The organism is Dokdonella sp. GW821-FHT11D02, from assembly GCF_058808595.1.
Window position 1 is genome coordinate 2,284,804 of sequence record NZ_CM179520.1, and the last position, 23,304, is coordinate 2,308,107.

Below are 23,304 nucleotides of genomic sequence, written 5' to 3' on the forward strand. Positions count from 1 at the left end.
GCATGAGCACGATCTCCATCCCCATCTCCCACGGCGAGCTGATCGACAAGATCACGATCCTCGAAATCAAGGCCGAACGCATCGGCGACGCAAGCAAGCGCACCAACGTGCGCAACGAGCTCGATCTGCTCGATGCGACGTGGAACGCCGACCCCGCTTCGCGCACCGACATCGCGGCCGAGCGTGCGCAACTGCGCGCCGTCAACGAGGCCTTGTGGGACATCGAAGACCGTATCCGCGTGAAGGAGAAGGCGAAGGCGTTCGACGCCGAATTCATCGAACTGGCGCGCTCGGTCTACGTCACCAACGACGAGCGCGCCGCGATCAAGCGCACGATTAACGACAAGCTCGGCTCCAGCCTGATCGAAGAAAAGTCCTACCAGGACTATCGCTGAGTCGCGTTGCGGTACTCGGCGAACGCGTGCAGGCGCTCGATCACGTCGTCGACTTCGATCAGATCCATAACGCCGCGGTGCTCGAGCTTGGTTCCCCATTTCAGTGCGGCGGCGGGTTTCTTGCGGTATTTGCGCGCGGCCGCGTCGTAGCGGTCGACGCACCAGCGCGTGTCCGAGTAGGGGCCCGAACGGTGCGGATTGCTGGCTGCGTGCAGGCCTAGCACCGGCGTACCGACCGCATTGGCGATGTGCATCGGCCCCGAATCGGGGCACAGCACCAGGCTGGCGCGCTGCATCAGGGCGAGCAGCTGTTTCAGCGTGTCCTTGCCGGTCAGGTCGAGCGGGCGCGTGCGTGTCTGCGCCAGAATCGTGTCGGCGAACTCGCGTTCGTACGCACTCGGCCCGCCGCACAAAGCGACGCGCCAACCGAGTTCGAGCGCGGCGTGATCGATCGCGGTGGCGTAACGCTCGGCGCGCCAGTTGCGCAGGCGGTGGCTGGATACCGGACTCACCAGCAAAGTCGGCGCATCGCCGGGCAGGTGCTTCTCGGCGAACACGCGCGCTTCGTCCGGAATGGCCAGATCCCAACGCGGTGCGCCATTGCGTTTGAGACCGAGCGGTTCGAGGAAGCTCGCCAGTGCGTCCAGCACGTGTTCGCCGCTGCGCGCCGGAATGCGGCAATTGATAAAAAGTCCGTGCAGATCTTTCGAGCGCTTGCGGTCGTAGCCGATGCGCAGCGGTGCGTTCACCGCTCGGCTGAGCAGATTCGCGCGCCAGGAGACCTGCATGTGCAGCAGCGCGCTGAAGCGCCGGCCGGCCAGCGCGGCGCGCACCGCGCGGCGTCCCAGGCGTCCGGCCGCCTTGTCGAACACGACGAATTCGACCCCGGGCAGATCGCCGATCAGGCGCTGCTCGAGCTTGCCGATGATCCAGGTCAGCCGCGTCTGCGGCCAATGTTCCTGCAGCGTGCGCACCAGCGGCACCACGTGGGTGACGTCGCCGAGCGCCGAAGTGCGCAGCAGGCAGAGCGATTCGGGCGCTTCGCCCGCGATTGCAGCTTGATCCATGTAACGCTTGCTACCATCTGGTTCGGAATGCGGCCGCCTCTTGTGCGCCCGCGAGGGCCGCAACTTGGCAGAGGCATGATCGAGGCGCAAGTTCAATCGACGGCGACGGGGGCGATCGTGTACGACCGCGCGCTCGGCGTGGCCGACGAACGCTGGTTCGACCGCGCTGCGGGCGGCGCTGCGATGCCGAGCGGTGGCCGCGGCGGCGCCGTCTTCGTCGACACGCCGGCCGGTGCCTGCGTGCTGCGCCACTACCAGCGCGGCGGCTTGGTCGCGCGCCTCAGCGCCGATCGTTATCTGTGGACCGGCGGCGCGCGCACGCGCGCGTTTCGTGAGTTCGAGCTGCTCGCGCGGCTGGTCGAGGCCGGTTTGCCGGCGCCGCATCCGGTCGCGGCGCGTTACGAACGCGACGGTCTGCGCTATCGCGCGGACTTGCTGACTCGCCGCATCGTCGACGCGCAAACCTTGGCCGAATGCCTGGCCGGCGACGCGCTGACGCCGGCGCTGGCGCACGAGGTCGGCCGTACCATCGCGCGATTCCACCAGGCCCAGGTCTGGCACGCCGATCTGAACGCGCACAACGTGCTGGCCGACGCCGGCGGGAAGGTCTGGCTGATCGATTTCGACCGCGGCCGCCTGCGCAAGGCGGCGCTCGGTTGGCAGCAGGCCAATCTGGCGCGCCTGCGTCGCTCGTTCGACAAACTCGGCGCCGGCCGCCGCGGCGATTTCGATGCCAGCTTCTGGCATCCGTTGCTGGCGAGCTACCATGAGGCGATGGCGCGGCCGCAGCGGTCGTCGCATTCGGGCGGAGTGTTGTCGTGAATCTCGCGTTGCGCTTCCTCGGCGTCGGCAGCGCGCAGGCGCCCGAACTCGGTTCGGCTTGCGGCGTGCTCGAGCGCGACGGCGCGCCGGCGCTGATGATCGACTGCGGCGCGGAAGCGCTGTCGGCGTATCTGGACCGCTACGGCGAAGCGCCGCGCGCGGTTTACATCACGCATACGCACATGGACCACGTCGGCGGGCTCGAGCGGCTGTTCTATCGCGTCTACTTCGATGCCGCCTTGCGCGGCCGCGTGCGCTTGTACGCGCACGCGGCCCTGGTGCCGCTGCTGCAGGCACGCGTGGCCGACTACCCGGAGGTGCTGGCCGAGGGCGGCGCGAACTTCTGGGACGCGTTTACGCTGGTGCCGCTGTCGCGCGGGTTCTGGCACGAGCGTCTGTGGTTCGACGTCTTCGCCACGCGCCACCACGCGCCCAATTCCTCGTTCGGCCTGTCTTTGGCCGGCAGTTTCGTCTGGACCGGCGATACGCGGCCGGTGCCGGAGATGCTCGCGCACTACGCCGCGCGCGACGAGCTGGTCGCGCACGACTGCGGCGCGATCGGCAATCCTTCGCACACCGGCGTCGACGATCTCGAGCGCGAATATCCGCCCGACTTGCGTCGCCGCCTGATGCTCTATCACTACGCCAGCTTGGCCGATGCCGCGATGATGGAGACGCGCGGCTATCGCGTCGCGCGCCGCGACGAGGCGGTCGCGCTGGCGCCGGCCTTGCGCACGGTTGAGCCGGTCGAGGTCGCCTGAGCATGGGCGCGGCGATTCCGCTGCGACTGGAATCGGCGCCGCCGCGCGACCGCCGCGGGCGAGTGCTGCGCGACCTGCGCATCTCCGTCGTCGACCGCTGCAACTTCCGCTGTCCCTATTGCATGCCGGAAGAGCGTTATCCGCGCGATCACGAGTTTCTGAGCAAGAACGAACGCTTGCGCTTCGAGGAAATCGAGCGCCTCGCGCGCCTGTTCACCGGCCTCGGCGTCCACAAGTTGCGCCTGACCGGCGGCGAGCCGCTGCTGCGGCGCGACCTGCCCGAACTGGTGCGCCGGCTCGCCGCGCTGCCCGGCATAGACGATATCGCCTTGACCACCAACGGCAGCCTGCTCGCAGTGCAGGCGCAGGCCTTGCGCACGGCCGGCTTGCAGCGCATCACGATGAGTCTGGACACGGTGGTGCCGGAGACGTTCCGGCGCATGTCCGGCGGTCGCGGCGACATCGGCATCGTGCTGGATGCCATTGCCGTGGCCGAACAGGTCGGCTTCGGTCCGCTCAAGCTCAACGTGGTGGTCATGCGCGGCGTCAACGACGGCGAAGTGCTCGAACTGCTCGAGCGATTCCGCGGCAGCGGCCACATCGTGCGCTTCATCGAATACATGGACGTCGGCACCTGCAACGACTGGCGCGATGAGCTGGTGGTGCCGAGCGCTGAACTGCGCGCACGCATCGCCGCGCGCTGGCCGCTGGTCGAACTTCAAGCCAACTATGACGGCGAGGTCGCGCGCCGCTACGCGTTCGCCGACGGCGGCGGCGAGATCGGTTTCATCAGTTCGGTGACCGAACCGTTCTGCGGCGACTGTTCGCGCGCGCGGCTGTCGGCCGACGGCCGCCTCTACACCTGCCTGTTCGCCGGCAGCGGTCACGACTTGCGCGGGCCTTTGCGTGCCGGCGCCAGCGACGCCGAACTGAGCGGCCTGATCCGCGCCGTGTGGGGCGCGCGCGAGGACCGTTACAGCGAATTGCGCAGCGAGACGGCGCCGGCTCCGCGCGAGCACGTCGAGATGTACGCGATCGGGGGCTGAGATGGCGAGCCGGACATTGAGTCACATCGATGCACAGGGGCGTCCCGCGATGGTCGACGTCGGCGCCAAGACGGCGACGCGACGCGAGGCGGTGGCCGAAGTGTTGGTGCGCTTTCCGGCCGCGGTCGCGCAGACCTTGCGTGCCGAGGGCCTGCGCTCGAAGAAAGGGCCGATCGTCGACACCGCGATCATTGCCGGCACCTTGGCGGTCAAGCGCACGCACGAGCTGATTCCGTTCTGCCATCCCTTGCCGATCGAAAACTGCCGCTTCGAGGTGGAGTTCGCCGGCGAGCGCGAGTTGCGCATCCGCTGCACCGTCGCGCTGACGCACAAGACCGGCGTCGAGATGGAAGCGCTGACCGGCGCCAGCGTGGCGGCGTTGACCGTCTACGACATGTGCAAGGCGCTTTCGCACGAGATCGTCATCGACGGTCTGCATCTCGTGGAGAAGAGCGGCGGCAAACGGCGCGTGCGGCGGGGCAGGGCGGCGGCATGAGCTATACGCTGCTGTACTTCGCCAGTCTTGCCGACCGCGCCGGCCGCGCCGAGGAATTGCTCGACAGCGTCGCGCGCACGCCGCGCGAGCTGTATGCGGAAGTCGCCGCCGTGCATCGATTCCCGTTTACGGCCGAGCGCTTGCGCGTCGCCGTCAACGGCGCTTTCGTCGCCTGGGATCACGCGCTGGCCGATCGCGACGAAATCGTATTCCTGCCGCCCGTCAGTGGGGGATGAGTGAACGCGAGCCGATTTTCATTGATGGAAAGCGCGATCGACCTCGCCGTCGAACGTCGCGCGCTCGACCACACCTCGGCCGGCGCGTATGCCAGCTTCGAGGGCTGGGTGCGCGATCACAACGACGGGCGCGCCGTGCGGCAACTCGACTATCAAGCCTATGCCGCGCTCGCCGCCAGCGAGGGCGAGGCGATCTTGACCGAAGCGGTCGCACGTTTCGGCGTACGTGAGGCGCGCTGCGTGCATCGCATCGGCCGACTCGCGATCGGCGATCTGGCGGTCTGGGTCGGCGTCAGCGCCGATCATCGCGACGCCGCGTTCGTGGCTTGTCGCTGGATCATCGACGAGGTGAAGCGGCGCGTGCCGATCTGGAAGAACGAACACTACGCCGACGGCGAATCGGGCTGGCTGCACCCGGACAACACGCCGGTCGCATCGAACTGATCCCGCGAGGCGCGCGGCCTCGCGGGATCGTTGTTGCAGCGTTTCCGCTCAGCGGCGTACGCGCTTGCCGATCTGCAACGGCGGCGACGGCGGCAGATGCGCCGGAGTCGCCGCGCAGTCCAGCGTGACGTCGTCGAGTATCACTTCGCCGGTCGCCCCGCCCGGTGCGTCAGCGGCCCAATCCAAGCGAACCACATGCGCTTGACCGTCGAGATAGGCGGCCGGGATTTCCACGCTGTGCACGTTGTACGCCGTCTCGCCGGTGGCCGGAGTGAAGGTGTGGACCAGGTTCGAGTCGATGCTCAGTTTCAGGCTCGCGCTGGTGTCGATGCCGATCAGGTTGACCATCCAGTAGTTCAGCCAGCGCGGCTGGCCTTGCGGGAACACCACGCTCTGGCTCAGCCAGGAGGTGTTCGCCACGTCCCAGCCGCCGAACCACGCGAACCAGTCGCCGGTGCGCGCCATGAAGGTCTCGTCGGAGTTGCAGGAGACGTCGCAGATCGGCGGCGCGTTGCTGCTGCTGTCGTCGCCGCTCCAGATCTCGCCGCCGCCGCCGGTGAGCTCGAAGCTCGGGTCGTTCAAGAGCTGAGTCGGTTTGCAGGCGACGCTGCCCGAACCGTCGAAGCCGTCCTTGAAGATCGCATCGTTCTCCGGCTGGTTGACGGTCAGCGTGAGCGGAATCGTGAAGCTCGGATGCGCGCTGTCGCTGGTACTCACGCACAGGCTGGCCGTATGCGTGCCGATACCGAGGCCGCTGCTGTCGACGCTGACGACGACGCTCGCGCTGGCGCCACCGGCGACGTCGCCGCTGATCGGTGCGGCGCTGACCCAGGCGACGTCAGCGGTGCTGACACAGGCATCGCTCGATTCGGCGATCGTGTAGTTGAGCGTGGTGCTGCTGTCGCCGGTATTGGCGATGGCGAGGTTCTGCGTCGAGCTGGCGCCGGCGTCGAGTTCGAAGGAGAGATTGGCCGGAGTGACGTTGGCGGTCGCGGCGACCGGATCGGGATCGCCGACCGCGGCGATCTTGAAATTCACGTCCGATACGTCGAAGAACACGTTGCCGTTGCAGCGCACGCGCACGCGCGCCTGCGTCGTGTCGGGGCGCTGCGGCACGACCACATCGGCGCGGCCGTTGTTGGGCACAGCGGCGGCGAGCGAATCGGGCCAGGTGCTGCCGCCGTCGACCGAAAGATCGATGTCGACCGCCGTGCAGTTGACCGGAGCGACATCGGTGCCGGCGACGTCCCACAGCACCGCGTGCGTCTCGCCGCGACCCCAGTTGAGCGCCGTGTTCGGCCGCTTCACCAGGAACGGACCAGCGGTATTGGTGACTTGGATCTGCACGTCGCTGCTTTGCGTCGCACCGAATTGCGGCGTGCCGGGAACGTCGTGGTTGTCGCGCACGGTCAGGCGGAAGTTCAGCGCACGCGTGGTCGTGGGCCACGCTTCGCCCAAGGCCAGCGGCGCGCCGAGTACGGTCTGCATGCGCGGGAAGACGCGCGTGCCGTCGGTGCTGGCATTGAACGAGCGGAAGATCGGTCCGGCACCGGTGTCGCCTTGCGCGAGCGTGGTCGACGGACCGAGATCGTATTGTTCCCAGTTGTAGCTCAGCACGTCGGCGCCGTCGGCATCGGTAGCCGCGGCCTTCAGCACGAAGGCGGTGTGCATCGGGATCGTGTAGCCGGTCGGCAGGCTGGCAGTGTCGATCACCGGCGCGGCGTTCGTGCTCGGCGTGTCGGCGGCGCAAGAGCCGCCGGTGCCGGCCATCCAGGTGCTGATTTCCGCCAGGTTCTTGGCGTGGAAGTAGGGATCGCTGTGCGGCTGCAGATCGTTGGTCGTACAGATACCGGCATAGGCCATGATGGTCGAGCCGCTGCCGGGCTCGTAAGCGGCCGAGCCGGCGCGATTGTTGCCGCCGCAGCTGCCCGTCCTCGAGTTGAAGGTGTGGTTGCCGCCGAATTGGTGACCCATCTCGTGCGCCACGAAATCGATCCAGAACGCATCGCCGACCGGGTTGGGCAGGCCGGTGGTGCCGCCGGCTTTGTTGGCCGTGCATACCGACGGCCGCAGCGCGACGCCGCCGCTGCCGGTGGTGAACACGTGGCCGATGTCGTAGTTCGCCGCGCCGATCACGCTGTTCAAATTGGTGATGTTCTCGTCGAGCGCACCCTCATCGTTGGAGTACGGGTCGCCCGCCGCCGTCGGGTAGATGATCTGATCGTTGTCGTCGATCAAGGTCATGTGTACCGCGAGCTCGGTCTCATAGACCTGATTGACTCGGTTCATCGCGGTGACGACGGCCGCCAGGCCGCATTCCACCGTCGCATTGCCGGGGCAGACCTTGGTCACGTAGAAGTGGTTGGCGGCGACCGCGGCGCGATAGTCGCGCTGGGTCTGGCCGGTCTGCGTCATCGGCGCCGGCTGCCCGAGCAGGTGTTGGCCGGCCGGATCGGGTGTTTGATCGTGCACGCCGCATTGGAACGGCTCGCTCGACGCCGGCAGGTCGCTGCGTCGGAAGCTCAGGTAGCGATTGCCGCCTGTGTAGGATTCCGGACGCACCAGCCAGATGCCGTCACGGTCGAACACCATCGCCTGGAAACCCGACGGCGACAGATCGATGCGCACCTTGCGTCCGTTCGCGTCGCTGCCGGCGAGGCTGGCGATCTGCGGATACTTCGCTTGCAGGGCCGGCGGCATCGTGCCGGAATCGGTGACCAGAAATTGTGCGAAATGACCATCGGGTTGCGGCAGCGCGAGTTCGAAGGCGGCGCCGCCGACGCGCGCACTGGCGACGTGCGCGCGCAGGCCGGCCAGATCGAGTTGCAGCGAGCGGTATGCCGCGGCCTGCGGCGCATCGGCCGGTAGCTGACGCGCTTGCACGTTCTGCCAGAACTGAGCGGAAGCGGGCGCGGCTGCCGCTGTCGCCGACCACGCCGCCAGCGTGGCTATCGAAACCAGGCCCGCGACCTTCGTCGCGAGCGAAAACCAGCGTTTGCTGAGCATTGCGATTCCCCAAGAGTGCGTAACGAAAACCCGCGGCCTGCCGGGGCGCGCGGGCGCGGCACTATGGCATAGCGATGGAGATGCGCACAGTACGATGGGGTATCGTGAATCGGCCGTGCGATTCGCAGCGGCGGCGTGCGGCCGCGGCCGTGTCGGGCATTGCGAATGCGATCGGCATGCGCGCCCGGCAGCGAGCGTGGCTCGCCGGCGAACTTGTTCGGAATCGAAGGGGTGGCAGCTCCGCCAGCTACATCCCGGCACCCGAATCACTCACTACCGTTGCTTCCTTCCGGACCTGGCGGGATTCGCAAGCTATCGTCGCGGGAGAACCGACGGAGCCGCCATGAACTGGCGGTGCGCGTTGTACGCGGCTATCGAAGGATCGGTGATCCTTACGAGAAGGCACACTTTTCAAATTGGCGGAGAGAGCGGGATTCGAACCCGCGAAACGGTTTGACCCGTTTACACACTTTCCAGGCGTGCTCCTTCAACCACTCGGACACCTCTCCGCAAAAACGTTGCCATGGTCTCTGGCTGGCGAGATGGATCGACTCGTCCTGAGCCTCGCCTCTCGCCCTCGAAGCGGCCGCGCAGGATACTCGCCGGACCCTCCTCGCACAAGTAAACGCCTAAGTAACGGCGGGCGCTCGGCCCGGCTTGCTACAATCGACCCTCTCTTCGCGAATCTCCCATGTCGTACCAAGCTCTCGCCCGCAAATGGCGGCCGCGCCGCTTTTCTGAACTGGTCGGCCAGGAGCACGTCGTGCGCGCGCTCGCGCACGCGCTCGACAGCGGACGCCTGCACCACGCCTTCCTGTTCACCGGCACGCGCGGCGTCGGCAAGACGACCATCGCGCGCATCTTCGCCAAATCGCTCAATTGCCAACACGGACCGACCTCCAACCCGTGCGGCGAATGCGGCGCCTGCGTGGAGATCGACGCCGGCCGCTTCGTCGATCTGCTCGAGATCGACGCCGCCAGCAACACCGGCATCGACAACGTGCGCGAACTGATCGACAACGCGCAGTACGCACCGACGCGCGGTCGTTACAAGGTTTATCTGATTGACGAAGTGCACATGCTGTCCAAAAGCGCCTTCAACGCCTTGTTGAAGACGCTGGAGGAACCGCCGCCGCACGTGAAATTCCTGCTCGCCACCACCGACCCGCAGAAGCTGCCGGTGACGGTGCTTTCGCGCTGCATCAAGTTCAATCTGAAGCGCCTGACGGCGGAGCAGATCGTCGGCCAGATGCGCTCGATCCTCGGCGCCGAAGGCATCGCCTTCGACAGCGAAGGCATCGACGTGCTGGCACGCGCCGCCGATGGTTCGCTGCGCGACGGCCTGTCGCTGCTCGATCAGGCGATCGCGCACGGCGGCGGCGCGCTGCACGCGAACGAGGTGCACGCGATGCTCGGCACAGTCGAGCGCGCCAAGGTACGCGTGCTGCTCGACCGGCTCGCCGCCGGTGACGGCGCCGGCCTTCTGGCCGAGATCGAACGCATCGCGAGTTTCGCGCCGGATTTCGCTCAAGTGCTGGACGAGCTGGCCGGACTCCTGCACCGCATCCAGCTCGCCCAGCTGGTTCCGGACATCGGTGACGAAGACGGCGTCGATTCGCGCGATCTGGCCGCACGCGTGGCGGCGCAGGACGTGCAGCTGTGGTACCAGATCGCGGTGACCGGCCGGCGCGATCTGCCGCTGGCGCCGACGCCGCGCGTCGGTTTTGAGATGAGCTTGTTGCGCATGCTGGCGTTCGTGCCGGGTGGAGCCGGGATTGGGGATTCGGGATTGGGGATTGGTAAAAGCGCTCCCTCGAGCGTTACAGCCGTGCCTGAGCGACGCGTCGAAATGCCTAAATCGGCCCCGCCGACTGATACGGCTCCAACCGCCCCATCGACTCCTTCACGTCGAATGGAAGAGAAAGCACCCGCTTCTGCTTCTCCCAATCCCCACTCCCCAATCCCCAATCCCGGCCTCTCATGGCCTGAACTGATCGACCGCGCCGAACTGCGCGGGCCGGTCGGCGAACTCGCACGCAATTCGACCTTGATCGCGATCGAGGATCAGCTGGTACGGCTCGCCATTCGGTCGAGCCACGAACACTTGGCCGAAGGGCCGTTGGTGGGAACGCTGGAGCAGCGCCTCGGCGCCGCGCTCGGACGCGCGGTGAAGGTCCGCTTCGAGCGCGCCAACACCGGCGCCGAAAGCCCGGCCGAACAGCGCCAGCGCGCCGACCACGAACGCCGGCAAGCCGCTGCGGCGGCCGTGCAAGGCGACCCGGTCGTGCAGTCGCTGATCGACACCTTCGGCGCACGCGTCATCCCCGATAGCGTCCGCCCGATTGACAATTGAAGCGCATGTCGAAGAGTGCTTCTCATGAAAAGTGCGGCCATGGATGGCCGCGAGTAGATTTTCCGAAGCTTGAATCGTTCTCGATAGTCGCGACCTTGCAGGTTGCAGCGATCCCGGACGGATCGCACAAACAAAGGTGAATGAAATGAAAGGTCCGCTTGCCGGCTTGATGCAACAAGCCCAGCGCATGCAAGAAGAAATGAAGCGCGCGCAGGAAGAACTCGCCAACACTGAAGTCACCGGTCAAGCCGGCGGTGGCCTCGTCAGCGTCTTGATGAGCGGCCGCCACGAAGTGCGCCGCGTCACCATTGACCGCAAGCTGTTCGCCGACGATCCGGAGATGGCTGAAGATCTGGTCGCCGCGGCGGTGAATGATGCGGTCAACAAGATCGCCGCGTTGAACCAGGAGAAGCTCGGCGGCCTCGCTTCCGGCATGAACCTGCCGCCCGGCTTCAAGTTGCCGTTTTGAGAGCCGGGATTTGGGATTGGGGATTGGGGATTCGGAGAAGCCGAAGATCAAACCCCGATCCTAGATGCTTTGCCAATCCCAAATCCCGAATCCCCAATCCCGGCTTTTCAATGTCTTCTTCTCCGCTACTCGCCGACCTGATCGACGCTCTGCGCTGCCTGCCCGGCGTCGGCGCGAAGAGTGCGCAGCGCATGGCGTTTCACGTGCTCGAACGCGATCGCGACGGCGCACGCAAGCTGGCCGAGCGGTTGACGCTGGCGGTCGAGCGCATCGGCAACTGCACGCGCTGCCGCACGTTCAGCGAAGAGGCGATGTGTACGTTCTGCGCCAGCCCCACGCGCGACCGCAGTCTGCTCTGCGTGGTGGAGACGCCGGTCGATCAACTGGCGATCGAACAGGCGACCGGATACCGCGGCCAGTATTTCGTCCTGCTCGGCCGGCTGTCGCCGCTGGACGGGCTCGGCCCGAAGCAACTCGGGCTCGATCTATTGGCGAGCCGGCTCGCCGAGGGCGAGGTGCAGGAGCTGATCGTCGCCACCAATCCGACCGTCGAGGGCGAGGCGACCGCGCACATGCTGTCGCAGCTCGCGCGCGCGGCCGGCGTGCGTGCCAGCCGCCTCGCGCACGGCGTTCCGCTCGGCGGCGAACTCGAATTCATCGATCGCGGCACGCTTGCGCATGCGTTCGGGGGCCGGCAAGAGCTTTGAAGCCGGAATTGGGGATTGGGACTGTGGAGGCAGGATGCCGGAACGAACAAAGCAGCTGGCTCGAAGGGCGAGTCGCAGGATGCGACGAGTCATTCGGGATTGGTTGAGAGCTGTTCTATGATTCCCGAATCCCGAATCCCGAATCCCGAATCCCGGCCCCCATGCCCGACACCCTGTTCGCCAAGATCATCCGTCGCGAGATTCCCGCCGACATCGTCTACGAGGACGACCACGTGCTCGCGTTCCGCGACATCAACCCGCAAGCGCCGGTGCACGTGCTGTTCATTCCGAAGGTGCCGGTCGCGACCTTGAACGATCTCACCGATGCCGATGCGCTACTGGTCGGCAAGCTCGTGCTGGCGGCGACGCGTTGGGCCAAGGCGCAGGGATTCGCCGAGAACGGCTATCGCGTCGTGATGAACTGCAACAGCGACGGCGGTCAGACCGTGTATCACATTCATCTGCACTTGCTCGCCGGGCGCGCGATGCATTGGCCGCCGGGTTGAACGCGGGCCTCGAGTTTCCTGCGTAGACGCGGCATCGCGCGTCGGCGAGCCCGCCGTCTCATTTCAACGTCGCGATCTCCGCTGCGATCTGGTCGTACACGCCGCCGTCGTCGAAGTGGGTTTTCTGTGCCTGCGCCCAGCCGCCGAACGTTTCGATGCCGAACAGATCGACCGGCGGAAAGCGTTGCGCGTTCTTGGCCGCGACGGCGCCGTCGCGCGGACGCAGGAAATTCTTGGCGGCGAGTTCCTGCGCGTCCGGACTCCACAGATAGCGCAAGTATTCTTCCGCCGCGGCGCGCGTTCCTTTCTTGTCGACGACCGCATCGACGACTGCGACCGGCAGATCGGCGCGGATCGACTGCGCCGGATAGATCACTTCGAAACCACCCTGGCCGAATTCCTTCGCGACCAGTCCGGCTTCGTTCTCGAACGTGACCAGCACGTCGCCGATGCCGCGTTCGAGGAAGGTCGTGGTGGCCGCGCGGCCGCCGCTGTCGAGCACCGGCACGTTGCGGAATACGCTCGCCACCAGCGTGCGTGCCGTCGCCGCGTCGCCGCCCGGTTGCTTCAGCGCGTAGCCCCACAACGCGAGATAGGTGTAGCGGCCGTTGCCGGAGGTTTTCGGGTTCGGCACGATTACTTTGATTCCGCTGCGCGCGAGATCGCTCCAGCCGTGGATGTCCTTCGGGTTGCCCTTGCGCACGATCAGCACCTGCAGGCTGGAGAACGGCGCCGAGTCGTTCGGCAGCTGCTTGGCCCAGTCAGCGCGCACGAGCTTGCCCTTGCTCGCGATCACGTCGATGTCCAGGCTCTGGTTCATCGTCACGACGTCGGCGTCGAGACCGTCGACGACCGCGCGCGCCTGTTTGCTGGAGCCGCCGTGCGATTGCTGGATCACGATCGTCTCGTGCCGCGTCGCCTCGTAGTGCTTGACGAATAGCGGGTTGTAGTCGCGATAGAAGTCGCGCATGACGTCGTAGGAGACGTTCAACAGAGTCGTTTCGGCGGAGGCGCCCGAGGAGGCGAGGGCGAGGCCGAACAACGAGCAGACGAGACGATGGCGCACGCGGGGCTCCGGTTTCGGACGACCCCGCCATTCTGCGCGGCGCGAGCCGCGGCTACAGGACGATCGGTTGGTTCGCTATGTCGGCTTGGATATAACCGGCGCTCAGCGTCCGCGCGGATGGCCGTGGTCGCGGATGATCAACGTGCCGCCGCCGCCCCAGAACGGACCCCAATACGGGCCGCCCCAGCCCCACGGTCCGTACGGGCCGTAGCCGTAGCGCCAGGGATCGTAGGAGTCGCGCACGACCAGCGGCCGCTTGGGCCACAGATAGATCGTGTCGGCCGCGACGTGCGGATAGCTGTAATCGTACTCGCCGACCTTGCCGCGATCGGTGCCGGTCAGGCGGCCGGCGATCGTCACTTCGCGGCCGCGTTCGAATTCTTCCGGATCGTAGAAGCCGCTGCGGCAGGCGATGAAACGGCCATCGGTGGGGTCGCGCGACAGCGGTCGCGCGCTGCTGTCGAGCTTGCGCGAGAGGACTTCGAAGCAAGTGATGTCAGCCTTCGGCTCGACCTTGATGATGTCGCCGCCCCAGCGCACGTTCTGGCCGTTGACGCTGCCGGCCGCCTCGCGCGCCGTGACGTTGGCGTACTGGCCTTGCAGCGGTTGCGGCACGGTGGCGCAGGCGCCGAGTGCGCCGCCGAGCAGGACGATGGCGGGGATGCGGAAATTGGACTTGTTCATGTTGACCTCGATCAGCCGCGACGCAGGGTGCGGAGTTGCGTGTTCGATAGTACTTCGACGGCACTCGATCATGGGACGTCGCGTCGGTCGAGCTTCTTTACAAGTCCTTGCGTTCGATAGCGCCGGACACGGCGAGCGAAAGCCTGCACTTCCGCCGTGTCCGCCGTCGCGCGCGCGTAGCGCAGATCGGTATAGGTTTCGACCAGCGCGGTGAGTCCGGCGGCGACTTCGGGCGCTTGCGTGCGAATCTGATGCAACCAGTCCAGCGGACCTTGTTCGGGACGTGCGGCGAAGCCGTGGCGCGCGACGCGCCGGCGCAACTCTCCCCAAGCTCGTTCGAGCGCATCGCCTGGCGCGGTCACGCTCGAACGCATCGCCCACAGCGTAGCCAGCAGCATCGCGATGCCGAGCGCGGCGGACAGCGCCAGCATCAGGTCGCCGGGATTGGCTTCGGGCACGCCGAATGGGGTCAACAGACCTTTCTGCCGCAATGCATTGAAACCGATGATGCCTTCGGTCCAGAGCCGGTTCACCCCGTCGAGATGGTTGCGCAGATCGCGCAGCCATTGCGCCTGCGTCCAGTCCGCGGCGCCGTGGGCGGCCGCGGCGCCGCGCTCGATGCGCACCGGGCTGACGGCGGCGGTTGGATCGATGCGCACCCAGCCCCGTCCGGCTTGCCAGACCTCGGCCCAGGCGTGCGCATCGGACTGCCGTACCAGCAAATAGGATTTGCCGCTCCACCAACCGCCCTGATAACCGGTGACTACGCGCGCCGGAATGCCGGCCGCGCGCATCAGGAAAACGAAGGCCGAGGAATAGTGCTCGCAGAAGCCGCGCTGCGTGTCGAACAGGAAGTCGTCGACCGAATCGCGCCCGAGCAGCGGCGGACTGAGCGTGTAGCGAAAGCTGGCGTGGAACAGATCGAGCGCCGCGCGCACGACGGCGGCATCGTCGCGGCCTTCGCTGCGCCAACGTTCGGCCAGCGCGCGCGCGCGCGGATTGAAGCTGTCGGGCAGCGCCAACGCGCGGTTGCGCGTGGCGCCGTCCAAGGTCGGCGCGAGCTGATAGCGGGTCGCCGATTGCACGCGGTATTCGCGCGGTTGCGCGATCGGCGCATCGGCGATCGCGACTCGATCGGTGAGCAGGCGCGCATTCGGCGGCGCCGCCAGCGGCAGGTCCAACGTCGGCAGCCAATACTGGCCGGTTGGTTCCAGCACGACGCGATAGTCGAGCAGGTCGCCTTCGGTTTGCACCTCTTCGGGTTGGCGCGCGCCGCGCAAGCGTTCGCGCGACCAGGTCGCGCCGTCGAATTCCCACAACACGATCGCACGGAAGTACAACTGCTGCGCCGGCGGCACGACGCCGCCGAAATCGACGCGGAAGGCCGGCGTGTCGTCCAGCAGCAGTTCGCTGAATTGACCCGGCGTCATGCGCTCGCTCAAACCGGTGCGCGCGCTGTCGTTGCCGGGCGAGCCCCACAGCGGCGCGCCCAGGCGCGGCACCAGCACGAACGCTGCCGCGGCCAGCGGCAGACTGCAGCCGAGCAGGGCAGCGGCCAAGCGCAATTGCGCGGTCAACGGTTTGCGCGTCGGCAGCGGCGCCGGTTGCAGGGAAGCGAGCGCCGCCAGCAGCAGGCCGAGCACGGCGCAGATCAATAGAGTGAACAGCAACGATTGCGCGAACAAGAGGGCGCTCATCAGCACGAACGCGCCGAAGCCGAGTGCGACGCGCGCATCGCGCACGCGTTCGGTTTCCAACAGCTTCAGGCCGAGCAGTCCGGCACCGAGCACGCTGCCGGGCTCGCGCCCGAACACATTGCCGAAACTGACCAGGACCAGGGCGAGCAGCGCGGCGGTCAGCGGCAGGCGGATCCAAACACCGGCCGCAGCGGCGCCGCGCCGGCGCGTCCACACACGCAGCGGCAGGATGACCGCCAGCGCCAACGACAGCCACAGAGGCAAATGCGTCAGATGCGTCGCCAAAGTCGCAGCGACGGTCGCGGCGAGCAGCTCGAACTGGCGCGTGTCGAGCCGATCGCTCATGCACTGCCGCCGGGTAGCAGGGCGAGCGCGCGCAAGCAAGCCTGTCGTTGCAGCGCGCCGAGTCCGGGACCGATCGCCTCGCCCGGTAAATGCAAGGTGTAGCGGCGCTGTTCGGCTTCGGCCGCAGCGACCCAGGCGGCGAGCCGGCGGATGCGCGCTTCCGCATCGAGGCCGTGCAAGGCGAAATAGTCCAAGGTCAGCGCCTCGCCGGCACGGCGTTCGACGTCGCGCACGAGCAGGGTGTCGTGGCGCACGGATGGCTTCCACGCGATCAGCCGCGACGGATCGCTGCTGCGATAGTCGCGCAAGCCGGCGTGTTCTTCGCTGGCGCCGGCGTTCATCTGCTCGCCGTGGCTACCGTCGCCGGCCGGCAGCGGCGGCGCCGGCGACTCTTGTGCCGGATAGATCAGGAACTGCGCGGCGGGATGCAGCCAACTCCACATCTGGAAAAGTCCCAACGGGTACTCGGTCCAAACGCGCACGCGACCCGGACGGAACCAGCCGCGTTCGGCGCTCTCGATGCGCAGCGCGACGTCTTCTTCGGTGCCTGCCGGCAGCGCGAACGCGGTTTCGATGCCGTCGCGGCGCAGGCGCAGGCTGGCGCGCGCGCGCGCGCCGCCGGCGAAGCGCAGATGCACATCGAACGGCTGCTGCGCGTGCGCCTCGTCGGCGCGCAGGCGGACCAAGGCGAGCCCGCTGATCGTACGAAACCCGAAGAACAGGCTGGCACCGGCAGCGCCGGCGAGAATGCAGGTCAAGAGCAGGGCCGGGTTGTTGCTGTAGTTCAGCGCGCCGAGCAGCATCACGAACAAGAGCAGGGTGAAGGCGAGTCCGAAACGCGTCGGCAGCACGTAGATACGGCGGCGATCGAGTGCGATCGGCAGCGCTTCGGGTCGGCGCAGGCGCGTCAGCGCCGGCAAGCGCTGCTCGGCCGCGGCGAGCAGGCGGGCGCGCAAGGCGGCGACGCCGGCGTTCATCAGCTGACCGGCGTCGTTTCGAGCAGCTGCAGCGCGAGCTTGTCGCGATCGGCGCGCGCACTCGCACCGGGAGTCAGGCGGTGTGCGGCGACGAAAGCGAATACCGCCTGCACGTCCTCTGGCATCACGTGCGCGCGCCCGCCGAGCAGCGCGTGTGCGCGCGCCGCCGCGAGCAGGGCCAATCCGGCGCGCGGCGACAGGCCGATGCGGATGTCGGCGTGCTGGCGGCTGGCTTCCAGCAGTGCTTGCACGTAGGCGATCAGGGCAGGGCTGGCGAACACCTGCGCGCAGGCATGACGCAGTTCGAGGATCTGTTCGGGCGCCAGGCACGGCGACAGCGCCTCCAACACACCGCGGCGATCGGCGGCGGCGAGCATCGCGCGCTCGGCCTCGCGATCGGGATAGCCGAGGCTCATGCGCAGCATGAAGCGGTCAAGCTGCGAATCGGGCAGCGGATAGGTGCCGGCGAAGTCGAGCGGGTTCTGCGTGCCGACGACGAAGAACGGCGGCGCCAGCCGGTGCGTGGTGCCGTCCACGGTGACTTGTTCTTCCGCCATCGCCTCGAGCAAAGCGCTTTGCGTCTTCGGCATCGCGCGATTGATTTCGTCGGCTAGGAGCAGCTGGGTGAACAGCGGGCCGGGATGGAACTTGAAGCGGTTCGCTTCGCGCTCGTAAATGCCGATCCCGATGATGTCCGACGGCAACAGGTCGGAGGTGAACTGCACGCGCTGGAAGCCGAGCCCCAGCGTGGCCGCCAACGCATGCGCTAGCGTGGTCTTGCCGACGCCGGGCAGATCCTCGATCAGGAGATGACCGCCGGCGAGCAGGCAGACGAAGGCGAGGCGAATCTCGCGCCGCTTGCCGAGGACGACGGTGTTGACCTGCGCGATCGCGCGCGCGAGCGAGTCGCGCAGTTCGGTCGGCATCGGGGTGATCGCTTCCGGCATGGAGACTCCAGGAGTGGAGAGTGAAAGGCGAGGAACACGAAACAGGTGAAGGGCGAGTCGCTGGTTTCCTTCGTGTTCTACAGGCCCCGTGTGGTTCCGGCTTTGAAGGTTGGTTTTCTGAGACGCAATGCAAGTTATGGCAGTGCCACGCCGGCCTTGCGCAGCATTCGCGCCAGCGCGATCAGCGGCAGACCGATCAAGGCGGTCGGATCTTCGTTCTCGATGCGTTCGAACAAGCTGATGCCCAAGCCCTCCGCCTTGAAGCTGCCGGCGCAGTCGAGCGGCCGTTCGGCGGCGAGGTAGCGGGCGATCTCCGGCGGCGTGAGCGGGCGGAAAACCACGCGGGTCAGGTCGGATTCGAGCGTGATCGCGAGGTTCGAACCGCGCGTATCGATCAGGCACAGCGCGGTATGGAACAGCACGCTGTGGCCGGAACAGGCGGTCAGCTGCGCCGTGGCCGCCTCGATCGTGCCGGGTTTGCCGAGTGGGCGGCCGTCGAGTTCGGCGACTTGGTCGCTGCCGATGATCAACGCCTCGGGGCAGCTCGCCGCCACCGCGGCGGCCTTCGCCTGCGCCAAGCGGCCGGCCAGCGCGCGCGGGGTCTCGTCCGGTTGCGGCGTTTCGTCGGCCTCCGGCGCCAGCGTGCGGAACGGCAGGCCGAGGCGCGACAACAGCTCGCGCCGGTAGCGCGAGGTCGAGGCGAGTACGAGGTCGATGGGCATGCCGCGTGATAACACGTCGGCATCGGCGCGTCAGCCGGCGCTGCCGCGGAAGTGGCCTGGTGGCGCCGATTCAGGTTGACAGCGAGGGGGTCCGCACCTACCATCGCGCGCCCATGTCAGCAGCCCTGCCAGATCGCGTGGATATTGCGCGCCAGGTGCAGGCGCAGCGGGTCTTCGAAGGCTCGTTGCCGCTGGCGTCGATGCAGCGTCTGCGCGGCAGCCTCGCCAATGGCGAAGGCGCGGCGCGCTATTCGATCGAATTCGGCAAGGAATTGGGCGTAGCCTACCTCGCGCTGCACGTCGAGGCCGGCTTGCCGCTGGTTTGCCAGCGCACGCTCGAAACCTATGTGCATCAAGTCGTGATCGATCAGCGCCTCGGCCTGATCGCGCGCGAGGAGCAGGAGGCGGCGCTGCCGGAAGGCTACGAGCCCTTGCTCGTGCCGGATGGGCAACTGGCGCTGGCGGAAGTGGTCGAGGACGAGCTGATCCTGGCGTTGCCGGTGGTGCCGCTCAAGCCGGGCGCGCCGTTGGAATGGAAGGACGCGGCCGACGACGCCGTCGAAGAGGAACGCCCCAATCCGTTCGCGGTGCTGGGCGCCTTGAAGAAGCATTAGGGCGGTCCGCAAGGCCGCCGGGCACCGAGAGTGCCGTTACGAATCATCATTGGAGAGTGTCATGGCTGTTGCCAAGAGTCGCAAAACCCCGTCCACCCGCGGCATGCGTCGTTCGCACGACGCGCTCACCGCCAAGCAGCTCGCCACCGATCCGACCTCGGGCGAAGTGCATGTGCGTCACCACGTGACCAAGGACGGCTACTACCGCGGCAAGAAGGTCATCGATTCGAAGACCCCGGTACGCGAAGAAGACTGAGCCGGCGCCGGCGCGATGCTGAGGCATCGCGCGCGCGAGCGAAGGCCGCGGGCAAGGAGCCTGCGTCGAGGTTGATTCGCAGGGCCGGGATCGCCACGTAGCGACCGTGTCCGCCGTCCGGCGGCGCTGGCGCGAACGCGAATCGACGCTTCTTGTCGTCACGGAGAACGGCCCTGATCTACTCACGCATCGCCGGAACCGGCAGCTATCTGCCGGAAAAGATCGTCACCAACGCCGATCTCGAAAAACTCGTCGACACCACCGACGAATGGATCGCCACGCGCACCGGCATCCGCGAGCGCCGTCGCGCCGCCGACGGTGAAACCACCGGCGATCTCGCCTTCTATGCCGCCACCCACGCGCTCGAAGCGGCCGGGGTCAAGGCCAGCGAGATCGATCTGATCGTGCTCGGCACGACCACCCCCGACATCATCTTTCCCTCGACCGCCTGCCTGCTGCAGCACCGGCTCGGTGCGAACGGCTGCGCCGCGTTCGACGTCAACGCCGCCTGCTCGGGCTTCATGTACGCGCTCGGCGTGGCCGACCAGTTCATCCGCAGCGGCCAGGTGAAGAAGGCGCTGGTGGTCGGTTCGGAAACCCTCTCGCGCATGCTCGACTGGACCGACCGCTCGACCTGCGTGTTGTTCGGCGACGGCGCCGGCGCGGTCGTGCTGGAGGCGTCCTCCGAGCCCGGCATCCTGACCACCAAGCTGCACGCCGACGGCGCTTACAAGCATCTCTTGTACAACCCGGTCGGCGTGTCCGCCGGTTTCATCGAGCAGGAGCCCAATCACGGCATCCGCGTGATGATGGCCGGTAGCGAAGTGTTCAAAGTCGCGGTGAAGACGCTCGACCGCATCGTCGGCGAGACGCTCGAAGCGGCCGGCATGCACGAATCCGACGTCGACTGGCTGATCCCCCATCAAGCCAACTTGCGCATCATCGAGGCGACCGCCAAGCGCCTGAAGCTGTCGATGGACCGCGTCATCGTCACGGTCGATCGCCACGGCAATACGTCGTCCGGCTCGGTGCCGCTCGCACTCGACGAAGCCGTGCGCTCGGGTAGGGTGCAGCGTGGCCAGACCCTCTTGTTGGAAGCCTTCGGCGGCGGCTTCACTTGGTCGTCGGCCCTGCTCAAGTACTGATCGAATCGCGCGATGCTGTCGGAAGTCTCCGACGCCGTCGTTGCCGTCGTCAGAAGGGCCGTCATCGCCTGCGTCTGGGATCTGGCCTTGTTCAACCTCGGCCGGATGGCCCTGCTGATCGCGACGGCCGGCCGCTATCCGCGCGGCCGTTTCGTGCAAGATCACTCCGATCGCATCAGCGCAGCCGGCCTCGCTGCGCTGATTCTGATTTGGCTTGGCCTTGCCCTCTACAACAACCATTTCGCCACGGGACTTCTCTGAGATGAATACGTCTTCCGCGCTCGCTTTCGTCTTTCCCGGCCAAGGCTCCCAGTCGATCGGGATGCTGGCCGAACTGGCCGAGTTGCATGCCGGTGTGCGCGAAACCTTCGTCGAAGCGTCCGAAGGCGCCGGCGTCGATTTGTGGGCGCTGTCGCAAGGCGGTCCCGAGGCGATGCTCAATCGCACCGAATACACACAACCGGCCTTGCTCGCCGCAGGCGTCGCCGTTTGGCGTCTGTGGCAGCGTGAGGGCGGGGCGACGCCGGCACGTCTTGCCGGACATAGCTTGGGCGAGTACACGGCGCTGGTCGCGGCCGGCGCGATCTCGCTGCACGACGCCGCGCATCTGGTGCGCATCCGCGGCCAGGCCATGCAAGAGGCGGCGCCGGAAGGCGTCGGCGCGATGGCGGCGGTGCTCGGCGCCGACGACGCAGTGGTCGAGGAAGTGTGCCGCGAGGTATCGGGCGACCACGTGGTGGCGCCGGCGAACTACAACTCGCCCGGTCAGATCGTGATCGGCGGCCACGCGCAGGCGGTCGACGCCGCCTTGGCCAAGCTCGCCGAGCGCGGCGCGCGCAAGGCGGTCAAGCTCGCGGTCAGCGTGCCTTCGCATACGCCTTTGATGCGCGAGGCGGCGAACCGGCTGGCCGAGGCGATCAAAGCGTATGCCTGGAGCCAGCCGACCATTCCGGTGGTGCAAAACGTCGATGCGCGCGTGCATGCGGGCTTGGCCGAAATTCGCGAGGCATTGGTGCGGCAGTTGTATCTGCCGGTGCGCTGGACCGAGTGCGTGCAAGCGTTGGCGGCGGCCGGCGTCGCGCGTGTCGCCGAATGCGGTCCCGGCAAGGTGTTGAGCGGACTGGTCAAGCGCATCGACAAATCCCTCGACGGCCGCGCGCTCGGCACGCCGGGGGAATTCGAAGCTGCTTTGACCGATTGGCGCGGCTGACTCCACGCACGAGTCTTGCCTGCGATCGTCGACGTCGACACGCGCAGTAACCGATTTCGACGCCCAGAGCACACGCCACTGGCGCAAACATGGATGGCCGCGCGCCGTTTTGCGATCATGTGCGATTGCATCGACGCATGGGCGGAAACATGAGCAAGCTGCTGGAAGGTGAAGTCGCGCTGGTCACCGGTGCGAGCCGCGGCATTGGCGCGGCGATCGCGGACGAACTCGCCGCGCTCGGTGCGAAGGTGATCGGCACCGCGACGACCGCGGCCGGAGCGCAAGCGATCGGCGAGCGCCTCGCCGCACACGGCGGTGCAGGCCGCGCCTTGAACGTGACCGAGAGCGGCGCGATCGAAGGTCTGATCGAGGAGATCGGCAAAGAGTTCGGCGCCGTATCGATCCTCGTCAACAACGCCGGCATCACGCGCGACCAGCTTCTGATGCGCATGAAAGACGAAGACTGGCAGGCGATTCTCGACACCAATCTGACCTCGGTCTATCGCGCCAGCAAGGCCGTGCTGCGCGGCATGATGAAGGCGCGCAAGGGCCGCATCGTCTCGATCGCCTCGGTGATCGGCCTGGTCGGCAATCCGGGGCAGGCCAACTACGCGGCAGCGAAGGCCGGCATCATTGCGTTTTCGAAATCGTTGGCACGCGAGATCGGCTCGCGCGGCATCACCGTCAACGTGGTGGCGCCGGGTTTCATCGATACCGATATGACGCGCGCGCTGCCGGAAGAGCAGCGCACCGCCTTGCTCGGCCAGATCGCGCTCGGGCGCCTGGGCGCTGCCGAGGACATCGCCAAAGCCGTCGCGTTCCTGGCTTCGCCTTCGGCTGCCTACATCACCGGCGAGACCTTGCACGTTAATGGCGGCATGTACATGGCGTGAGACGGTGTGGCGCTGGCCGGAATCGGTGACTGCAGCGTTCGGCGACCGCCGACACGGCCTGCGGGCCCTCCAGTAGTTCCCGGCTCAAGCTTCCACTACAATGCCGCGGCTTCGGGCATGGCGCCCGCCGCGGACCGCGCAGCACTCCGCGTACCGCACGAATTCCCCTCGGGAGGCATGAGAAACACATGAGCACTATCGAAGAACGCGTCAAGAAAATCGTCGTCGAACAGCTCGGCGTGAAGGAAGAGGAAGTGACGCCGAACGCGTCGTTCGTCGACGATCTGGGCGCCGATTCGCTGGATACGGTCGAACTGGTGATGGCGCTGGAAGAAGAATTCGAGTGCGAGATCCCGGACGAAGAGGCCGAGAAGATCACCACCGTGCAGCAGGCGATCGACTACGTCAAAGCGCACGTCAAGGCCTGATCCGGCCACCAA

Annotated in this window: 26 protein-coding genes, 1 tRNA gene and 1 other RNA gene; 18 read left to right on the forward strand and 10 right to left on the reverse strand. The window is 67.0% G+C overall.

Features of this window, described 5'->3' with window-relative positions:
- The first annotated feature begins 2 nt into the window (after positions 1-2).
- Positions 3-395, forward strand: a complete 393-nt coding sequence (locus AC3QL3_RS09565; protein WP_492898383.1) for a DUF6165 family protein — start codon at positions 3-5, stop codon at positions 393-395.
- Here AC3QL3_RS09565 and AC3QL3_RS09570 read toward each other — a convergent pair.
- Entirely contained in the window at positions 386-1,462 is a 1,077-nt protein-coding gene (locus AC3QL3_RS09570; RefSeq protein ID WP_492898384.1) for a glycosyltransferase family 9 protein, read from the reverse strand. The genes AC3QL3_RS09565 and AC3QL3_RS09570 overlap by 10 nt on opposite strands.
- A gap of 75 nt (positions 1,463-1,537) precedes the next feature.
- Between AC3QL3_RS09570 and AC3QL3_RS09575 the strand changes: the two genes are divergently transcribed.
- Genes AC3QL3_RS09575 through AC3QL3_RS09600 form a run of 6 tightly spaced genes read left to right on the forward strand, consistent with a single transcriptional unit; the run spans position 1,538 to position 5,267 of the window.
- Positions 1,538-2,284, forward strand: coding sequence for a 3-deoxy-D-manno-octulosonic acid kinase (locus AC3QL3_RS09575; protein WP_492898386.1), 747 nt, complete (start codon positions 1,538-1,540; stop codon positions 2,282-2,284).
- Positions 2,281-3,045, forward strand: a complete 765-nt coding sequence (locus AC3QL3_RS09580) for an MBL fold metallo-hydrolase (protein ID WP_492898388.1) — start codon at positions 2,281-2,283, stop codon at positions 3,043-3,045. The genes AC3QL3_RS09575 and AC3QL3_RS09580 overlap by 4 nt, the downstream gene beginning before the upstream one ends.
- A gap of 2 nt (positions 3,046-3,047) precedes the next feature.
- Positions 3,048-4,091, forward strand: a complete 1,044-nt coding sequence (moaA, locus tag AC3QL3_RS09585) for a GTP 3',8-cyclase MoaA (RefSeq protein WP_492898390.1) — start codon at positions 3,048-3,050, stop codon at positions 4,089-4,091.
- Position 4,092: 1 nt separating this feature from the next.
- Entirely contained in the window at positions 4,093-4,587 is a 495-nt protein-coding gene (moaC, locus tag AC3QL3_RS09590) for a cyclic pyranopterin monophosphate synthase MoaC (RefSeq protein WP_492898392.1), read from the forward strand.
- The gene (locus tag AC3QL3_RS09595; RefSeq protein ID WP_492898394.1) at positions 4,584-4,823 is read left to right on the forward strand and encodes a MoaD/ThiS family protein; all 240 of its coding nucleotides are present in this window, start codon (positions 4,584-4,586) and stop codon (positions 4,821-4,823) included. The genes moaC and AC3QL3_RS09595 overlap by 4 nt, the downstream gene beginning before the upstream one ends.
- Before the next feature lie 24 nt (positions 4,824-4,847).
- Positions 4,848-5,267: a molybdenum cofactor biosynthesis protein MoaE gene (locus AC3QL3_RS09600; RefSeq protein ID WP_492898396.1), complete on the forward strand. Its 420-nt coding sequence runs from the start codon at positions 4,848-4,850 to the stop codon at positions 5,265-5,267.
- A gap of 48 nt (positions 5,268-5,315) precedes the next feature.
- Here the strand turns inward: AC3QL3_RS09600 and AC3QL3_RS09605 are convergent, their stop codons facing one another.
- From AC3QL3_RS09605 to AC3QL3_RS09615, 3 genes are all read right to left on the reverse strand, one after another.
- Positions 5,316-8,273: a reprolysin-like metallopeptidase gene (locus AC3QL3_RS09605; protein WP_492898398.1), complete on the reverse strand. Its 2,958-nt coding sequence runs from the start codon at positions 8,271-8,273 to the stop codon at positions 5,316-5,318.
- A 238-nt stretch (positions 8,274-8,511) separates the two neighbouring features.
- Positions 8,512-8,608, reverse strand: an RNA gene (gene ffs, locus AC3QL3_RS09610) — signal recognition particle sRNA small type.
- Positions 8,609-8,690: 82 nt separating this feature from the next.
- A tRNA-Ser gene (locus AC3QL3_RS09615) sits at positions 8,691-8,782 on the reverse strand.
- 182 nt (positions 8,783-8,964) lie between these two features.
- Here AC3QL3_RS09615 and dnaX point away from each other — a divergent pair.
- From dnaX to AC3QL3_RS09635, 4 genes are all read left to right on the forward strand, one after another.
- Positions 8,965-10,626, forward strand: coding sequence for a DNA polymerase III subunit gamma/tau (gene dnaX, locus AC3QL3_RS09620; RefSeq protein WP_492898400.1), 1,662 nt, complete (start codon positions 8,965-8,967; stop codon positions 10,624-10,626).
- Positions 10,627-10,771: 145 nt separating this feature from the next.
- Entirely contained in the window at positions 10,772-11,095 is a 324-nt protein-coding gene (locus AC3QL3_RS09625; RefSeq protein WP_492898402.1) for a YbaB/EbfC family nucleoid-associated protein, read from the forward strand.
- Positions 11,096-11,205: 110 nt separating this feature from the next.
- Positions 11,206-11,802, forward strand: coding sequence for a recombination mediator RecR (recR, locus tag AC3QL3_RS09630; protein WP_492898404.1), 597 nt, complete (start codon positions 11,206-11,208; stop codon positions 11,800-11,802).
- Positions 11,803-11,963: 161 nt separating this feature from the next.
- On the forward strand, positions 11,964-12,308 hold the full coding sequence (locus AC3QL3_RS09635; RefSeq protein ID WP_492898406.1) for a histidine triad nucleotide-binding protein: 345 nt from the start codon (positions 11,964-11,966) through the stop codon (positions 12,306-12,308).
- Between the two features lie 58 nt (positions 12,309-12,366).
- Here the strand turns inward: AC3QL3_RS09635 and AC3QL3_RS09640 are convergent, their stop codons facing one another.
- The 6 genes from AC3QL3_RS09640 to AC3QL3_RS09665 all read right to left on the reverse strand — a co-directional run bounded on the left by AC3QL3_RS09640 (position 12,367) and on the right by AC3QL3_RS09665 (position 18,740).
- Positions 12,367-13,374, reverse strand: a complete 1,008-nt coding sequence (locus AC3QL3_RS09640; protein WP_492898408.1) for a sulfate ABC transporter substrate-binding protein — start codon at positions 13,372-13,374, stop codon at positions 12,367-12,369.
- Between the two features lie 102 nt (positions 13,375-13,476).
- Positions 13,477-14,058 (reverse strand): Slp family lipoprotein, encoded by a 582-nt coding sequence (locus AC3QL3_RS09645; RefSeq protein WP_492898410.1) that lies wholly within the window; start codon positions 14,056-14,058, stop codon positions 13,477-13,479.
- Between the two features lie 68 nt (positions 14,059-14,126).
- Entirely contained in the window at positions 14,127-16,100 is a 1,974-nt protein-coding gene (locus AC3QL3_RS09650) for a transglutaminase TgpA family protein (protein ID WP_492898412.1), read from the reverse strand.
- Positions 16,097-17,077 (reverse strand): DUF58 domain-containing protein, encoded by a 981-nt coding sequence (locus tag AC3QL3_RS09655; RefSeq protein WP_492898414.1) that lies wholly within the window; start codon positions 17,075-17,077, stop codon positions 16,097-16,099. The genes AC3QL3_RS09650 and AC3QL3_RS09655 overlap by 4 nt, the downstream gene beginning before the upstream one ends.
- A complete protein-coding gene (locus AC3QL3_RS09660; RefSeq protein ID WP_492898416.1) occupies positions 17,077-18,024 on the reverse strand; it encodes an AAA family ATPase in 948 nt (315 codons plus the stop codon). The genes AC3QL3_RS09655 and AC3QL3_RS09660 overlap by 1 nt, the downstream gene beginning before the upstream one ends.
- A 134-nt stretch (positions 18,025-18,158) precedes the next feature.
- A complete protein-coding gene (locus AC3QL3_RS09665) occupies positions 18,159-18,740 on the reverse strand; it encodes a Maf family protein (RefSeq protein ID WP_492898900.1) in 582 nt (193 codons plus the stop codon).
- Positions 18,741-18,805: 65 nt separating this feature from the next.
- Between AC3QL3_RS09665 and AC3QL3_RS09670 the strand changes: the two genes are divergently transcribed.
- The 7 genes from AC3QL3_RS09670 to acpP all read left to right on the forward strand — a co-directional run bounded on the left by AC3QL3_RS09670 (position 18,806) and on the right by acpP (position 23,292).
- On the forward strand, positions 18,806-19,360 hold the full coding sequence (locus AC3QL3_RS09670; RefSeq protein WP_492898418.1) for a YceD family protein: 555 nt from the start codon (positions 18,806-18,808) through the stop codon (positions 19,358-19,360).
- A gap of 61 nt (positions 19,361-19,421) precedes the next feature.
- On the forward strand, positions 19,422-19,616 hold the full coding sequence (gene rpmF, locus AC3QL3_RS09675; RefSeq protein WP_492898420.1) for a 50S ribosomal protein L32: 195 nt from the start codon (positions 19,422-19,424) through the stop codon (positions 19,614-19,616).
- A gap of 152 nt (positions 19,617-19,768) precedes the next feature.
- Positions 19,769-20,761 (forward strand): beta-ketoacyl-ACP synthase III, encoded by a 993-nt coding sequence (locus tag AC3QL3_RS09680; RefSeq protein WP_492898422.1) that lies wholly within the window; start codon positions 19,769-19,771, stop codon positions 20,759-20,761.
- A 12-nt stretch (positions 20,762-20,773) separates the two neighbouring features.
- Positions 20,774-21,022: a hypothetical protein gene (locus tag AC3QL3_RS09685; RefSeq protein ID WP_492898424.1), complete on the forward strand. Its 249-nt coding sequence runs from the start codon at positions 20,774-20,776 to the stop codon at positions 21,020-21,022.
- A 1-nt stretch (position 21,023) separates the two neighbouring features.
- Positions 21,024-21,971 carry an ACP S-malonyltransferase gene (fabD, locus tag AC3QL3_RS09690; RefSeq protein ID WP_492898426.1) on the forward strand — a complete coding sequence of 316 codons (948 nt, stop codon included), beginning with the start codon at positions 21,024-21,026 and terminating at the stop codon, positions 21,969-21,971.
- 149 nt (positions 21,972-22,120) lie between these two features.
- Positions 22,121-22,864, forward strand: coding sequence for a 3-oxoacyl-ACP reductase FabG (gene fabG / locus AC3QL3_RS09695; RefSeq protein ID WP_492898428.1), 744 nt, complete (start codon positions 22,121-22,123; stop codon positions 22,862-22,864).
- A gap of 188 nt (positions 22,865-23,052) precedes the next feature.
- Positions 23,053-23,292, forward strand: coding sequence for an acyl carrier protein (gene acpP / locus AC3QL3_RS09700; RefSeq protein WP_300620945.1), 240 nt, complete (start codon positions 23,053-23,055; stop codon positions 23,290-23,292).
- Positions 23,293-23,304: the final 12 nt, after the last annotated feature.

Excerpts from the sequence above, each read along its gene's own strand:
- dnaX (WP_492898400.1), top strand. The coding sequence starts at position 8,965 with ATGTCGTACCAAGCTCTCGCCCGCAAATGGCGGCCGCGCCGCTTTTCT.
- AC3QL3_RS09660 (WP_492898416.1), bottom strand. The coding sequence starts at position 18,024 with ATGCCGGAAGCGATCACCCCGATGCCGACCGAACTGCGCGACTCGCTC.
- AC3QL3_RS09635 (WP_492898406.1), top strand. The coding sequence starts at position 11,964 with ATGCCCGACACCCTGTTCGCCAAGATCATCCGTCGCGAGATTCCCGCC.
- fabG (WP_492898428.1), top strand. The coding sequence starts at position 22,121 with ATGAGCAAGCTGCTGGAAGGTGAAGTCGCGCTGGTCACCGGTGCGAGC.
- AC3QL3_RS09655 (WP_492898414.1), bottom strand. The coding sequence starts at position 17,077 with ATGAACGCCGGCGTCGCCGCCTTGCGCGCCCGCCTGCTCGCCGCGGCC.
- AC3QL3_RS09600 (WP_492898396.1), top strand. The coding sequence starts at position 4,848 with ATGGAAAGCGCGATCGACCTCGCCGTCGAACGTCGCGCGCTCGACCAC.
- AC3QL3_RS09605 (WP_492898398.1), bottom strand. The coding sequence starts at position 8,273 with ATGCTCAGCAAACGCTGGTTTTCGCTCGCGACGAAGGTCGCGGGCCTG.
- moaC (WP_492898392.1), top strand. The coding sequence starts at position 4,093 with ATGGCGAGCCGGACATTGAGTCACATCGATGCACAGGGGCGTCCCGCG.
- fabD (WP_492898426.1), top strand. The coding sequence starts at position 21,024 with ATGAATACGTCTTCCGCGCTCGCTTTCGTCTTTCCCGGCCAAGGCTCC.
- recR (WP_492898404.1), top strand. The coding sequence starts at position 11,206 with ATGTCTTCTTCTCCGCTACTCGCCGACCTGATCGACGCTCTGCGCTGC.
- acpP (WP_300620945.1), top strand. The coding sequence starts at position 23,053 with ATGAGCACTATCGAAGAACGCGTCAAGAAAATCGTCGTCGAACAGCTC.
- AC3QL3_RS09625 (WP_492898402.1), top strand. The coding sequence starts at position 10,772 with ATGAAAGGTCCGCTTGCCGGCTTGATGCAACAAGCCCAGCGCATGCAA.
- AC3QL3_RS09565 (WP_492898383.1), top strand. The coding sequence starts at position 3 with ATGAGCACGATCTCCATCCCCATCTCCCACGGCGAGCTGATCGACAAG.
- AC3QL3_RS09685 (WP_492898424.1), top strand. The coding sequence starts at position 20,774 with ATGCTGTCGGAAGTCTCCGACGCCGTCGTTGCCGTCGTCAGAAGGGCC.
- rpmF (WP_492898420.1), top strand. The coding sequence starts at position 19,422 with ATGGCTGTTGCCAAGAGTCGCAAAACCCCGTCCACCCGCGGCATGCGT.
- AC3QL3_RS09645 (WP_492898410.1), bottom strand. The coding sequence starts at position 14,058 with ATGAACAAGTCCAATTTCCGCATCCCCGCCATCGTCCTGCTCGGCGGC.
- AC3QL3_RS09595 (WP_492898394.1), top strand. The coding sequence starts at position 4,584 with ATGAGCTATACGCTGCTGTACTTCGCCAGTCTTGCCGACCGCGCCGGC.
- moaA (WP_492898390.1), top strand. The coding sequence starts at position 3,048 with ATGGGCGCGGCGATTCCGCTGCGACTGGAATCGGCGCCGCCGCGCGAC.
- AC3QL3_RS09575 (WP_492898386.1), top strand. The coding sequence starts at position 1,538 with ATGATCGAGGCGCAAGTTCAATCGACGGCGACGGGGGCGATCGTGTAC.
- AC3QL3_RS09570 (WP_492898384.1), bottom strand. The coding sequence starts at position 1,462 with ATGGATCAAGCTGCAATCGCGGGCGAAGCGCCCGAATCGCTCTGCCTG.
- AC3QL3_RS09650 (WP_492898412.1), bottom strand. The coding sequence starts at position 16,100 with ATGAGCGATCGGCTCGACACGCGCCAGTTCGAGCTGCTCGCCGCGACC.